This window comes from Pedobacter sp. PACM 27299 (assembly GCF_001412655.1).
GTDB lineage: Bacteria > Bacteroidota > Bacteroidia > Sphingobacteriales > Sphingobacteriaceae > Pedobacter.
The window spans coordinates 1944630-1957592 of record NZ_CP012996.1 but is presented as its reverse complement, the minus strand read 5'-3'; the positions used below and the strand labels follow the sequence as shown (position 1 = coordinate 1957592).

Sequence of the window (12963 nt, the reverse complement as noted above, 5' to 3'; positions counted from 1 at the left end):
TCTTCAGCGGACACAAACTTAAACGAAGCCCCGGCAATCTTAAATGGATATAACCTTTATTTTAATGGACTATTTTATGATTGACTACTTTAATTCAAACTGTAAACTGCCTTTTAGCTTTGCACTGGTTCCATCTATTCTTCCCTGGTCAAAAGGGGAAGCATAAAAAGGTTCAGATCCGCCATTGCTATAATCAGCCACTAAAAACTGAATGCTGCCATCCTGCAGCCAGGCTCTGGACGATTGTTTTGCATTGGAATTGACCTGTAAACCATTACCTGCTTTATCCAGTAATTCTGCGTATAAAATATGAGCCTTTGTAGACCGAAAATCATTGGACCCCATTTCATTTGCATCATCTTTCCAGGAGCCTGAAGGTACTTTACCAAACTCTTCTAGTCCAGGAAACCACTTCGCATTTAAACTAGCGACGCCCTCATTTCTACTGACATCCTGATCGTTGTAAACCGTAAAATCTCCTTTTCGTTTCCATTTTAAAGTTTCATAACTGCGGGGGTAGCTGAAATAGCATACCATATTGATAAGGACCTGTCTTCATTGATTTGTCCATTTGAATTTCATAGTCCAGCTGCACTTTTCCATCTTTTCTAAAGAGGTAACGAATCCTCCCATTGGCATTGGTATAAGTCGTATTCATCGTAAATACCAGCCCGCTATCCGTACTTTTCATCAATAGCTCTTTAACAAATAAAGTGTATAGCGGATAGTTTTTTATCGGGTAGATATTATTCTGATAAGTTTCGCCGGCCACATTAGGCTTACCCCCATCCTCACTATTCATAGCAACATAACAGAATACAGGTCCTTGTTTAAGCACTTTTTTTCCATTGTTTTCTACTGAAGTGAGTATTCCAGTCGTTTTATTCAAAAGATAAGTCAGCGATCCATGCTGAATTCGGTAAGCCGCATCATTCTCTTCCATTTTCAAATCTGGCATAGATTTGAGGTTAGTGGTCATCGCTGAACTTGTTAAAGAATTCGGAACTTGTTTTTTTCTATTAAAATCCGCTCTTCGTTGAGTACAAAACCTCTTGGCGCTGTAAATGAAATATAAACCTCTTTAGTGTTTTTCTGAACAGGAATTTTAATTTCCCCCTGACTGCGTGGTGCTAGGTCTCCGTTTACTTGCACCCGTTTCCCATCTACCAAGGCTTCGATTTCCACCTGATTTAAGCTGATAAAATCGTAGCGATTTTCAATTGATAATATCAAATTACCGTTCTTTATTTTCGGGGATTCTGGATTTTTAACCTGGATGGGTGCATAGGCTTTTCTCATTCCCCAATATTCAGGTTTCGGTCTTCTCCAGCCATCTAATGCCCCCCATGGTCCATAGCCTACAATCCTTCCATCAGGAAGATGAAAAGTATCATCTATTCCACTCCAAATGGCAGCTCCAAGGTTACCTTTATGCTGATAAACAGAATCGTACATACTGACCAGCGGCAATTGATAAGCCGTTCGAACACCTGGGTCTGTCAATAACTCTCTGCGGTTATAAGTACTCAGATGGGCATACTCGCCAAACAAAGTAGGCCGGCTCATGGTATCTGTTGCGGCAGGCCCATTCGCCGCGGGGTAGTGATAGTTGGCAATATCAGCCTTGCTTCCTAGATTGTTAAACCCTCCCCAACATTGGTCGTGGAAAGCAGTAGGTCTGCTTGGGTCAAATACTTTTACTGCATCCTGCACTTTTTGCCATAAAGGACTCCAGTTGGATTCATTGCCCAGCGACCAGATAATGACTGAAGGATGGTTGATGGCAGCCTGCATTTTCTCCAGATTCGCATTCATCATCACTGACAAAAACTTTTCATCTTTATAATCCCAGGTTTTCCAAATCGGCGAAGCATGGTGATTGATCCAAGTTAAAGAAGATTCATTTTCAACAAAAAGACCTAATTCATCGCAGGCTTCCAGGAACTCTTCTGAAGGTGGATAATGAGAAGTTCTGATAAAATTACAGTTGGCTTCCATGAACAGTTTGGCATCCTGATATTCTAAATCTTTAGAGATACTTCTTCCGGTTAGCGGATGTACGCTATGCCGGTTTACGCCCCGCAATTTCACAGCCTTACCATTGACGAGCAGTTCATTTCCACGGATGGCAATTTCCCGAAAACCAACACGCTGCTGATTTTTCTGAATAGTTTTTCCATCCTGCAGCAGTTCTGTATGTAAACGATATAAGTAAGGGATATCAGAATTCCAATGCTGGGGCTGCAGCACCTTAAACTCTTGTTTAGAAATCAGGTCTTTTCCTGGAGCCAGGGCATTTAATGTGATTTTTTTTTGCAAAACAGTTTTTCCTTTCTGATCAGCTAAAGTATAACGAAGAGAAAAAATTCCATCTAAAGGAGCAGCGGCTTCATTTACTACTTTCGCATTGATTTTGAGCAGCGCATTTTTATATTTCGGGTCGAAATCTGTCTCAATTCTAAGGTCAGCAATATTCATTTCGGGAAGGGCTAACAAGGTTACGTTGCGCAGGATACCGCCAACAGTATGCGCGGCATATTGGGAGGTACAAGCTAAAATATCACTGATTGTCAAAGCTGAAACTTCAACTTCCAGTATATTTTCACCTGGCTTTAACTGGTTGCTGAGGTCTGCTTCAAAAGGAACAAAACTCCCTTCATGTTCAGCTATTTTCTGCTGATTGATGCGCAGTACAGCGTGCGAACTCAGGCCATCAAAACGGATTTTAACACGCTTCCCTTGCCAATCTGCAGGTATATTTATCTTTTTAATATAGGTGACAATTTCTCCGGCACTGACCTCAAATCCCTGCATGGCCCATTCACCGGGAACAGCAATGTCGCTTCGTTTATTCCCTTGTTTGAATTCCCAATTTCCGTTCAGAGAAATGATAGACTGTCCGCCTATTCCCACCTTTTTCAACCCATTTGAACGGCTATTTTTAGTGCTGTTTTGAATGGTATTTTGGATCATGTTTTCGGGAAATGGGGACTGTCGGGACTGCCCCTGCGCCTGCCCCACTTGTATCCATAGGAGGAAAACAAACGCTGCAGTAAGTTTATGATTAAAATTCAAGGTATTCATTTGTTGTGGTTTAACGCAAGTTAGCTAAAGAATGTCTGTGTTAAAAACAACAATCTATGGGTAATGGACAATCTTATGGTTCACCTTTATGCGTCAAAAGCTTCAATATTGTGTAAAAACAACGATCACAGTGCGTTCTGTTGAGAATGCGAAAGCAAGTATTAAAGGACAAAATCCATCATTATTCTGTGCGGTTAAATGTGGTTGAGGCCATAATGATCCAGAATATTTTTTCAGAATTTTCATCAAAATCATGGGCATATCGCCACAGGATTACAAGTTCAGGAAAGAAATTAAAAAGGATTTAAAAAATTGATATAAGTTTCGTAACTTCCTGTAATAAACAGGGGGTTAATTCATTACGTTTTCAAATACATTGTAATCAGCTATGCATGATATACTGATCTATACCTCTCATATCATCAGTTATATCAGTATTGGTATTATCTGTTACGGTGCAGCAATCGGACTCTATCATTTTATAAAGAATGAGTTAAATCGATTGGGTAAAGGCTTCTCCTTACAAAGAACAGTTCAGATTAAAATTGAGGTCGGCTATTATTTGCTGTTAGGTTTAGAGTTTCTAATTGCCTCAGACATTATAGACACCATCGTTAATCCCTCCTTTCAGGATTTAGGGATCTTAGCGGGCACTGTAGTGATTAGAACGGGTTTATCTTATTTTCTAAACAAAGAAATCGACGACTTAAAGACGGACAGTAAACATGAAAAACTACCTCTAAAAAAAAGAGAGATGTAAGAAGAAAAACGACCACACTCCTAATTGGTTTAAGTAGAAAAATTTAATCTGCTTTTAATATCAAGGATTATTTTTTCTAGTATATTTAAGTATTAATTCCAATCGTCATGGATCAATCAAACAAAAAAGATGCTGCACAAAGCAGTGCAGAAATCACCAAAAATCTAGCAGCGCATACTGCTGAGCTTAAAAAAAAGACCGAGCTTGTCAATCATCGGTTAGACGAATTGAGAGCTGAAACAGATAAGTTTTTACATCCTGAAAAACCAGGAACAAAACCTAACAAATAGTAAAGCTAGGCTATTGATTTAAGTACCTTCCATTTTTAGCATTTGTATTCCATTCCAGATTCCGGCCAGTTCTTTCGAAACATTTTCTGATCTTCTTTTTACAACTCGCATTTCTTGCTATAATTGGCTTCCCCCTTCCTTAAACTGATAATATTTTTAGGATAACTGCGCCCGTCTTCCCTATCCTTCCTAAGCTACCGCTCAGGAACGGAATCGGCATGTCCGTACTTCGTCCGTATTGAAGCCTTATTTGTCAGGATTTTATAAGCATATTACTTGGAGGTTGATAGGGCCTAATAGTACCTATAGCCCTATCAAAGGAGGCAGGACTACTTTACAAATAGGTTTTGAGGCTTATTAAAATAAAAACTTCATTACGGTAATACCCGAACATTATACTTACCTTCAACTTAATCACACCACACAATAGTTCTCTCATTACCAAACCCTTACCCTCTCTACTATGGCAATCGCTTCAAACGGCCCTCAGGGCCACTTAAATGGAAAAGTCGGCAACCTTGTTTTTTATATGCTCAATGGGCAGCCGGTAGTACGTCTAATCGGTAAAAAAGGAAAACCAAGCACCCTTCAACTGGCCAACTATCAGGCAATGGCCCTGACTACCAAATTGCTCAGCACCATGGGTAGTTTCATAAAACTTGGTTACGGTTTACAGGCTAGAGGTACCGTTCATAATGCCCATAATCTAGCTACGTCCTACCATAAAAAACAGGCTTTAAAGGGTGAATACCCTAATATTCAAGTGGATTACAGTAAAGTGATGCCGAGTCAGGGTGCCATGCCTGAAACTAAAGATTTAAAAATCATGAAAGTGGAAAATGGTTTGGAAATCAGCTGGGATCCCCAACAGGAGGAGGAATTAGCTGGTAACGACAGTGTGATGATGATGATTTGCTTTCCGGAAATAGAAAGAGGCCGACAGTATCTGAACATTGCCAGAAGATCTGAAGGAAAATGTTTTATCCCACTATCTGACAAAGAATTAACTCAGCAAATTGAGCCTTACATTTCATTTATTTCAGCGGATGGAGCAATGGTGTCCGACAGTGTTTACCTGGGTAATTTAAATGGTATCTCTGAAAATGCGGAAGAAAAGAAAGCAAAACAGCAATATCAGCAGGTAAAAACAAGGTTTGATCAGGTGGCCAGCAGTTATTTAAGTCAATTGAAAGAAAACTATGGCATGCCGCAGGATACGAAGGCCTTTAAATACCTGGAAAAAGAATATAAGGTACTCAAAAACAAACTGGAACACCTACCAGGAAAACCTGGCTAGCCCTAAAAGTCGCCTTTTTTTATCAATGACATTGATCTGGGTTCAAATTTAATCCGATATGGCCATATTATATCTAAATAAAACCATTTTATCCTAAAAATAATTAATGCCACACTTATCCTGAAGAATCATAAGCCTTAACTCGGATTTGTTTCATAGCTTTGCCAGAGAAAATATCAAGAAATTACCATGGCAGTATTACATAGAAAAGAAGAGAAAATTGAAGTTATATTAAGTAAGCTTCCAAAAGATTATACTGATAAACAATTTGTAGATACTTTTATCCAGCTTTATTCGAAAGAATGGGGAAAGATCAAAGCGAATTACATCAAGCATTCTCAAGATAAAGAGCCTGGTACAGTGATCATCATGCCTAAACCTGAGCTTTATCTAAAAAGCATTTTGGAGACTTATTTGGAGAACAATAAGAAATAATATTGCAGCATTTTTAATAAGGCACAATACTTCTTAAAACATAAGACAATGCCCAGCATCAGCTGGGCATTGTTCATTAAAGAGGTTTTTAGCCGCTGTATTTTATCTTATCGCATTTGCATCGGAAAGTTTATGATAATATACGTAAGATACCGCCAGAACCGCAAAAACGATCCAAGGGAATATCGCTTCCATTCCGAAGCCATCCACTGCCCAGTGACTGATTGAGGCGAAAATAAAATCAAAACCAAAACCTGCATAAGCCCATTCCTTAATCCGCTTTGGTGCTTTAGGGACAATCAAAATAATTGCGCCCAGTACTTTAAAAACAGTGAGTGCAATGCCGAAATATTCGGGATAGCCCAGGTGTCGGATACCCTCTTTTGCCATTTCAGTTTGAGACGTGAATGCTGGCATTACTCCTTCAAATAAAAAGATAAGAATGGTGGCCGTCCAGAAGATTATTTTGTTCCTTTTCATTGGTTTAAAATTGTGTTTTTTGGTTTATAATTAGATTGACTGTTTTTCTATTGTTTCATGAATTTTCTATTGTTTTCATGAGTTGGCGAAAGCTTTTATGGCTGAGCAAAAGCTTTTTCCAGCAAACTGAGATCGATCTTTTTCATTTGCATCATTGCCGCCATTACCCTGCTGGTTTTCTTTTGATCTGTGTCTTTGAGCAGTTCTGACAAAATCGTTGGTACAATTTGCCAGGAAAGTCCAAATTGATCTTTTAACCAACCGCAGACTTGCGCCTTCGGATCTCCACCTGCCGCAAGTTTATCCCAGTAATAGTCGATTTCATCTTGATCGGAACAGTTGACCGCAAATGAAACGGCTTCATTGAATTTGAACATAGGGCCTCCGTTTAAAGCTAGAAACTCTTGCCCATCAAGTTCAAATACGATGTTCATCACAATACCTTCCGGCATTTGATGTACTTCAAACCCTTCTTTTGTATACTGAGTCATTCCTTCGATGCTTGAGTTCTTAAATATTGAGGTGTAGAAATTGATCGCTTCTTACACGTTTCTGTCAAACCATAAGTTTGCAGTAATCCTTTGATTAATTAGCTTGTTTATCATAGCATTAGGGATTAAGTTAAATTTACTAATTCAAAGTTATATCGGAAAATAGAATTTGTAGTAGTGCAAAAACGACATAATGAGGGGGCAAATAAGACAGGTAATCACCTCGTTTTCCTAGGTGGTTTGCTGAATTTTTTAGTAGGAATTGAAGGAAATACGATCAAAATAGAAAGGTTAGCCTGTTAAAACAGGTAGAAATCTTATTCTTAATTTGGGTTGAAAAAATAAAAATGTACCTAGAATAGGTCTTTACATACATTAAATCAACGTTTTTGAAAAAAGTTAAAAATATTTCAATCTAAATTTGGAAAACCAGTTAAGATTTGTACTTTTGCGCCGGAGAGTTGGCAGAGTGGTCGATTGCGGCAGTCTTGAAAACTGTTGACTTGTCAAAGGGTCCGCGGGTTCGAATCCCCCACTCTCCGCAACTAGGTGACTAGATTTCGAAAAAACCTGCAAATCATACGATTTGCAGGTTTTTTCATTTAAAACCAAAGCCAAATAAAGCATCAATTCTCATATAATTGGTGAGTCATTCGGTGAGTAGTTGAAGGTATTTTTAGGTACTCACCGAATAGACCTTATTTCATTGATAATGAACAGGTTGAAAATTTCAACATCTTGACTAGCAGTAGTAGCAAAGCTAAATTTGTTTAACTTTTTAATGTGCAACATTATGAAAACTAATTTCAGCCTACTCTTCTACATGAAGAAACAGAAAAACTATCAAATTGGCGCGATTTCCCCTATCTATCTAAGAATCACTATTGACGGAACAAGGTCTGAGGTAACTACTGGTAGATCCATTGATCCACTACAATGGAATCCAAGGTTAGGAAGAGCCAAAGGCTACAAAGAATCGGTTAAGTCATTCAACTTCTATCTAGACGATTTACAGGTCAAGATCCACGAAGCACATTCCCAACTCACCAAAGAAAACCAAAAGATCACTGCTCATATTCTACGTGATAGATTTCTTGGGAAAGATAAAGACCGCCCTACTTTGTTAGAAGTATTCAAGGAGCATAACAAAAAGATGGAGTCTTTGGTAGGCACTGAATTTAGTAAAGGAACAATGGAAAGATACCGTACCTCTTTAAAGCACACCATTGAGTTCCTGAACTGGAAGTATAAAATTGATGATGCTGAGCTTGCCATGGTGAATCATGAATTTATAGCCGAGTATGATTATTATCTGCGCTCAGTCCGTAAATGCGCAAATAATTCTGCGGTAAAGTATTTAAAGAACTTCGGAAAAATCATTCGTATTGCGTTATCCAATGGTCACCTTACCGCCAATCCCCTGCTAAACTACAAACACACCATTAAAAAGTTAGATCGCGTGCATTTAACCGAAGAAGAATTACTGGCCATTACCAATAAGAAAATGGCTACTGAGCGACTGGAACAGGTCAAAGATGTATTTCTATTCTGTTGTTACACCGGACTCTCCTACATTGATGTAAAGCAGTTAAACAGCAGTAATATTGTAATTGGGGTAGACGGTGAAAACTGGATCTCCATAAAAAGGCAGAAAACGAATGTTCCTTCCCGCATTCCCTTACTACCTACGGCAGGAGAAATACTCAATCGTTATGCTAAAAATAAAGTGTGTTTAAATATGAGGGTAGCCCTTCCAGTCTTGAGCAATCAAAAAACAAACAGCTATTTGAAAGAGATCGCTGATTTCTGTGGCATCAATAAACCGATAACTTTTCACATTGCCAGACATACTTTCGCGACTACAGTAACTCTACTTAATGGCGTTCCAATTGAAAGCGTTTCGAAAATGCTGGGACATACGAATATCCAAACCACACAACATTATGCAAAAACGCTGGATATAAAAATTGGAAAAGATATGGCCTTATTAAAGAAGGTTTTGATGAATTAATTTAGCGACCACACAATATAAATGGGCTATAAGCGTCTTTATATACGAGAGCGTTAATTTAAAGCGGGAATGATCGGAGGATCATTTCCGCTTTTCTTATTTTCTGGATTATTACATCCTCTACTGAATCCCCAGTAAAGCTTAATTATTATTGTCACCTTTTAACATAGATAAATCCAACCCGCTGATTCCACATAAACTTAATCAAATTCGACCAAGTCTGTTTCATCTGCTATTTTCCTTCTAACTTAAAACACTTGGATTTAAAACTTTATCTAGATCACCTATCTTAAGCAGGTCGCTTATAGTCTCATGAATGCACTCCCTTGTCAACTCTCTAACAAATAAATCAGGAGGAATAACATAACGGCCATTTAAGTTACTTTTTTCATTTATGACATGGGCTATTGAAGTCTCAAAAAACTTAAAAGTCCAAACATTTATTCCGTAATGTCTACCATCGGCAGTGTCAACATGAATATTTGCAAAATCATTTTCTATGTCCCATGAACCAGGGTCAACTTCTTCAAATTCCAACCACAATTTAAATTCGGCTACCCGTAAACAGTTTTCTTCTTTTTCTTTCATTTTACCAGTAACAAGTTTTATTTTTTAAGACGAGTCTCCAATTCCAGAATATATTTACGTTGCGTCATCAATAACTCTTCCTTGCTATCAATCACCTGCTTTTGCAATTCAATCTTATCGCTAAGATTGCGTAAAGCGGATTTATGCTCATTCTTTTCCACTAGAATCAGTGATTTGATCGGCTCGATTTTATAGTAATATTCTAAAAGGTTCTCTTTTAGAAGCTCAGATAACTTAACTAGTCTCGAAGCATAAATATCATCCTGCATTAAAACTTTTTCAAAGGCTGACTCAGATAGACCAATTGAAGCCCCTGCTTCTTTATTTGAAATGTTCCTACTCCTTAACTTTAACCTAAGGTATTCGCCGATTGAATTATTCATTTACAAATTTTCTTAAACGATATGGATAATCAACCATCTTAAACCTCCATAATAAAATGGTTTAACCATAAATATTTGGAGGTTATAATTATAATTCTTACATTTAACTAAACAACTATCTACATGAATAACAAATAGATAAGAGAAACAAATATTTTGTATTACAAAGAGTCTTGCGGCAAGCATTCTGAGGCCGTTAACGCAAGACAGCAGACTAACCCATAATCTATGTGTAGATATGCTATATTTGTGTATCGAGATAGATTTGGGATCTGCTGTAATTCCGTGTTAACATAAGGCCTCAGAAACTTTAATTGCCACGGTTGGCAGATCCCAAATGTATCAATCTCCAGCAACCAAGACTCATTTTAAAAGTTAAATCAATTAAAATGAGATCATATGGAAACGCAACAATTACTGCCTCATGGCATCGACTTTTTTCATCTTCCGCTGGAAAAAGGGACTGTAATACTCAGTCTGGAAACTTTAAACAGGCACTCTGCATTTAGGAGAACCAGAAAGCCATTTCTGTATATCAAACAAAGGAAAATCTCCTTTCAGAGCGAGATCCTCACTATTGGGATTACGCTTGGGGAGGAGAAAGAAGAAATGGTGTATCTACAGGTCAAACCAACTGAACTACTGGTCGGCTGTAGTGTAGACACCAGCGAAAGTTATCTCAGCCGTTATGCTTATTACGCCTTACAGGATTTAATGAACCATAGCGGAGAATGTGATTTTAAAGAGTTTTACTGGCCGGATTTCTTTCATCCCAAAACTGGTAAAAGCAAATACCTTAACATCATCAACGACAGATGGGGAATGAACGTTGGGCTAAAAGCGCCATATTCTTATTTCTATAAACCGGATGGATATACCAATGAAACTGACCCCCATTCGCCACAGTAAACTGTCCCCTCAGAGTTGAGGTATGAAAAGAACTAAAAGTTGTTGTACAAACGAGCTTCCTAGACGGATGTTTTTTGTCCTGATTAACAACTATTGTTTTTACAAAAATACATTTTCCGTTTTAGATTTTTTTCTCCTTAGTGATTCTCCAAACAATTCGATCCTTAATGAGTGATGAACGATACGATCAAGAACTGCATCAGCGATTGTTTTTTCGCCGATAATGTCATACCATTCTTTCACCGGAATCTGCGATGTGATCACTGTGGACCTTTTTTGGTGCCGATCTTCAATGATATCAAGAAGAGCGAGCCTGGACTGAGGGTCAAATGGCTGTAAGCCAAAGTCATCCAGGATTAGCATATCTAAACGCTCTATCCGTTTGAGTTCTGCAAGCATGGTCCCTTTTGCTTTAGCAAGTTTTAACTGGCCCATAAGTTTAGCCGTATTGACATACATCACTTTGTAACCACTCTGGCAGGCGTGGTACCCGAGAGCCGTTGCCAGATAGCTTTTACCGGTTCCAGTGGAACCGGTGATGAACAGATCTTTGCGTTCCTTGGTAAAGTCGAGCCCTGCTAGCCTGTGGACCTCGTTCTTATCCAGGCCACGGTCAAAAGAGTAGTCCACCTGCTCTAACGAAGCTTTATAACGGAAAATAGCGGTCCTGATTGCCCTTTCGACAGATCGGTTTCGCCGGTCATCCCATTCACTGGCCACCAGTAGCGAAACAAATTGATCCGCAGTAAGAGCGTCTTTCACTGAAGTCTCCAAATTGGTTTTAAAGGCATCATACATCCCGTACAGACGGAGCTGACGCATTTTGTCTAATGTTTCATTATTCATTGTCTTTTATGGTTTAGGGGTTGTTATTGGTAATATTCTTTGCCTCTTATGTTTTTATGCGAAGGAATAGCTACTTGTTCGCCTTCAGGCTGCAATTGGTCCAGTTGTTTTCTCAGTATCTCTTCAATAACGGGATAATTGTACTGACTAAGATTGTCGGCCCAGCGGCAGGCATTAGCCAAACGCTCAGGTCCAACGCGTCTGGCAAAGCTCAATATACCTGAACATGATTTGTAAGCTTGTTCAGGATAGGATTTATTTTCCAGGACCTGAGATATGTAGCGGGCCACATCTTCATGGATCTGTTCGGCTTCCTGAATAAACTTTTCTGGTGTCCATTCGGTTAGAAAACGATGCTGCGAGGCCAGATGATCTTTGTTCGTTGTGTAATGATACCTGGCTCTATCGCGTTTATGGGTTGCAATTTGAGTATAGTGATAATAGATCTGGACTATCGCTGAAGTATAGAGTACTTTTACTTTCTTCCCGATGTAGGTATATGGCACACTGTAATAGTGAATATCTTCACCCAGACGAATATATCCGTTCTTCATCACTGTTACCATTACTTGCTTGTGTACTTCGTAACGGATAGGATTGAGTACCCTCAGTGCTTCCCGCTCAATCTCCTCAAACTGCTCAGAACGGGAATAACTACGCCCTGAAAAAGGTTTGTTATTATGGATCTCCAGTGCAGAGCGTATGGCTGCATTCAATGATTCCAGGTCATTGAACCTGCGACCTTCTAATCGCTGATAGATACTTCGGTAGATCAACTTAACCGCTCCTTCAACTAAAGCCTTATCTCGTGGCTTATAAACACGTGCCGGAATAACCGTAACCGCATAATGTTCAGCAAAGGCAGCAAATTCGTCATTAAGCACAGCCTCATACTTGCTCCCTTTAGTCACCGCTGAACGCAGGTTGTCAGGAACTATGGCTGCCGGCACGCCCCCGAAATAATGAAGTGCATTCTCACAGGCCTTGATCAGATCTTCTTTGCGCTGGCTTTCTACGGCTTCCACGTACGTAAGTTGGCTGCAACCCAAAATGGCTACAAAGATTTCTGCATCACATTGGTGCCCATCTGCCGGATGAAACTGTAGTTTACTTCCTGCAAAGTCGATATACATCTTGTCACCAGACTTATGATCAATGTGCATTACCGGCTTGGAAAGCTGAAGGTAGGTATGTATGGCATTATTGAAACGGGAACGGGCGTTGGATATTACGGTTCGAATAGTGCCAGCTATTTCGGTCTGTTAGTGCCAGCGATTACGGTTTAAATGATGCCACTTTAGTGGTTTAGTTTTTATCCATCTATCCGTTTTACGGTTCGAATTGTGCCACTTTAAAAAGATCAAGAAAGAATTACCTTATCGCTTTTAA

At 39.1% G+C, this 12963-nt stretch carries 15 protein-coding genes and 1 tRNA gene; 7 read left to right on the top strand and 9 right to left on the bottom strand.

The genetic code is table 11. The features are described from left to right. Positions 1-84 precede the first annotated feature (84 nt). Genes AQ505_RS08265 through AQ505_RS08255 form a run of 3 tightly spaced genes read right to left on the bottom strand, consistent with a single transcriptional unit; the run spans position 85 to position 3084 of the window. Positions 85-537: a hypothetical protein gene (locus AQ505_RS08265; protein WP_062547743.1), complete on the bottom strand. Its 453-nt coding sequence runs from the start codon at positions 535-537 to the stop codon at positions 85-87. Beyond that, a complete protein-coding gene (locus AQ505_RS08260; RefSeq protein ID WP_062547742.1) occupies positions 503-979 on the bottom strand; it encodes a hypothetical protein in 477 nt (158 codons plus the stop codon). The genes AQ505_RS08265 and AQ505_RS08260 overlap by 35 nt, the downstream gene beginning before the upstream one ends. Before the next feature lie 11 nt (positions 980-990). Continuing rightward, positions 991-3084, bottom strand: a complete 2094-nt coding sequence (locus AQ505_RS08255; protein ID WP_062547741.1) for a glycoside hydrolase family 2 protein — start codon at positions 3082-3084, stop codon at positions 991-993. A 388-nt stretch (positions 3085-3472) separates the two neighbouring features. Here AQ505_RS08255 and AQ505_RS08250 point away from each other — a divergent pair, with 388 nt between their 5' ends. From AQ505_RS08250 to AQ505_RS08235, 4 genes are all read left to right on the top strand, one after another. Continuing rightward, complete coding sequence (locus AQ505_RS08250; RefSeq protein ID WP_062547740.1) at positions 3473-3844, top strand: DUF1622 domain-containing protein; 372 nt, start codon at positions 3473-3475, stop codon at positions 3842-3844. Between the two features lie 107 nt (positions 3845-3951). Then, positions 3952-4134, top strand: a complete 183-nt coding sequence (locus tag AQ505_RS08245) for a hypothetical protein (RefSeq protein WP_062547739.1) — start codon at positions 3952-3954, stop codon at positions 4132-4134. Between the two features lie 463 nt (positions 4135-4597). Further along, the gene (locus AQ505_RS08240; protein WP_062547738.1) at positions 4598-5431 is read left to right on the top strand and encodes a DUF6266 family protein; all 834 of its coding nucleotides are present in this window, start codon (positions 4598-4600) and stop codon (positions 5429-5431) included. Positions 5432-5620: 189 nt separating this feature from the next. Beyond that, complete coding sequence (locus AQ505_RS08235; protein ID WP_062547737.1) at positions 5621-5866, top strand: hypothetical protein; 246 nt, start codon at positions 5621-5623, stop codon at positions 5864-5866. 102 nt (positions 5867-5968) lie between these two features. On the opposite strand, the gene AQ505_RS08230 is transcribed toward AQ505_RS08235, so the two are convergent. Next, positions 5969-6346 (bottom strand): DoxX family protein, encoded by a 378-nt coding sequence (locus AQ505_RS08230; RefSeq protein WP_062547736.1) that lies wholly within the window; start codon positions 6344-6346, stop codon positions 5969-5971. 95 nt (positions 6347-6441) lie between these two features. Then, the gene (locus AQ505_RS08225; RefSeq protein WP_231635046.1) at positions 6442-6837 is read right to left on the bottom strand and encodes a VOC family protein; all 396 of its coding nucleotides are present in this window, start codon (positions 6835-6837) and stop codon (positions 6442-6444) included. Between the two features lie 455 nt (positions 6838-7292). Here AQ505_RS08225 and AQ505_RS08220 point away from each other — a divergent pair. Beyond that, positions 7293-7379 (top strand) — tRNA-Ser (locus AQ505_RS08220). Positions 7380-7630: 251 nt separating this feature from the next. Beyond that, complete coding sequence (locus AQ505_RS08215) at positions 7631-8848, top strand: site-specific integrase (RefSeq protein WP_062547735.1); 1218 nt, start codon at positions 7631-7633, stop codon at positions 8846-8848. A gap of 243 nt (positions 8849-9091) precedes the next feature. Here the strand turns inward: AQ505_RS08215 and AQ505_RS08210 are convergent, their stop codons facing one another. Beyond that, positions 9092-9436, bottom strand: coding sequence for a hypothetical protein (locus AQ505_RS08210; protein ID WP_062547734.1), 345 nt, complete (start codon positions 9434-9436; stop codon positions 9092-9094). A 17-nt stretch (positions 9437-9453) separates the two neighbouring features. After that, positions 9454-9819 (bottom strand): hypothetical protein, encoded by a 366-nt coding sequence (locus tag AQ505_RS08205; protein ID WP_062547733.1) that lies wholly within the window; start codon positions 9817-9819, stop codon positions 9454-9456. A gap of 399 nt (positions 9820-10218) precedes the next feature. Here AQ505_RS08205 and AQ505_RS08200 point away from each other — a divergent pair, with 399 nt between their 5' ends. After that, entirely contained in the window at positions 10219-10728 is a 510-nt protein-coding gene (locus tag AQ505_RS08200; RefSeq protein WP_062547732.1) for a hypothetical protein, read from the top strand. A gap of 99 nt (positions 10729-10827) precedes the next feature. Here the strand turns inward: AQ505_RS08200 and istB are convergent, their stop codons facing one another. Next, positions 10828-11574, bottom strand: a complete 747-nt coding sequence (istB, locus tag AQ505_RS08195) for an IS21-like element helper ATPase IstB (RefSeq protein WP_062547731.1) — start codon at positions 11572-11574, stop codon at positions 10828-10830. Positions 11575-11597: 23 nt separating this feature from the next. Beyond that, positions 11598-12770 carry an IS21 family transposase gene (gene istA, locus AQ505_RS08190; protein WP_335338002.1) on the bottom strand — a complete coding sequence of 391 codons (1173 nt, stop codon included), beginning with the start codon at positions 12768-12770 and terminating at the stop codon, positions 11598-11600. Positions 12771-12963 lie beyond the last annotated feature (193 nt).

Bases quoted from the DNA above. Each gene is read 5' to 3' on its own strand.
- AQ505_RS08240 (WP_062547738.1), top strand. From the start codon at position 4,598: ATGGCAATCGCTTCAAACGGCCCTCAGGGCCACTTAAATGGAAAAGTC.
- AQ505_RS08235 (WP_062547737.1), top strand. From the start codon at position 5,621: ATGGCAGTATTACATAGAAAAGAAGAGAAAATTGAAGTTATATTAAGT.
- AQ505_RS08205 (WP_062547733.1), bottom strand. From the start codon at position 9,819: ATGAATAATTCAATCGGCGAATACCTTAGGTTAAAGTTAAGGAGTAGG.
- AQ505_RS08250 (WP_062547740.1), top strand. From the start codon at position 3,473: ATGCATGATATACTGATCTATACCTCTCATATCATCAGTTATATCAGT.
- istB (WP_062547731.1), bottom strand. From the start codon at position 11,574: ATGAATAATGAAACATTAGACAAAATGCGTCAGCTCCGTCTGTACGGG.
- AQ505_RS08200 (WP_062547732.1), top strand. From the start codon at position 10,219: ATGGAAACGCAACAATTACTGCCTCATGGCATCGACTTTTTTCATCTT.
- AQ505_RS08215 (WP_062547735.1), top strand. From the start codon at position 7,631: ATGAAAACTAATTTCAGCCTACTCTTCTACATGAAGAAACAGAAAAAC.
- AQ505_RS08255 (WP_062547741.1), bottom strand. From the start codon at position 3,084: ATGAATACCTTGAATTTTAATCATAAACTTACTGCAGCGTTTGTTTTC.
- AQ505_RS08265 (WP_062547743.1), bottom strand. From the start codon at position 537: ATGGTATGCTATTTCAGCTACCCCCGCAGTTATGAAACTTTAAAATGG.
- AQ505_RS08210 (WP_062547734.1), bottom strand. From the start codon at position 9,436: ATGAAAGAAAAAGAAGAAAACTGTTTACGGGTAGCCGAATTTAAATTG.
- AQ505_RS08225 (WP_231635046.1), bottom strand. From the start codon at position 6,837: ATGACTCAGTATACAAAAGAAGGGTTTGAAGTACATCAAATGCCGGAA.
- AQ505_RS08260 (WP_062547742.1), bottom strand. From the start codon at position 979: ATGACCACTAACCTCAAATCTATGCCAGATTTGAAAATGGAAGAGAAT.
- AQ505_RS08230 (WP_062547736.1), bottom strand. From the start codon at position 6,346: ATGAAAAGGAACAAAATAATCTTCTGGACGGCCACCATTCTTATCTTT.
- AQ505_RS08245 (WP_062547739.1), top strand. From the start codon at position 3,952: ATGGATCAATCAAACAAAAAAGATGCTGCACAAAGCAGTGCAGAAATC.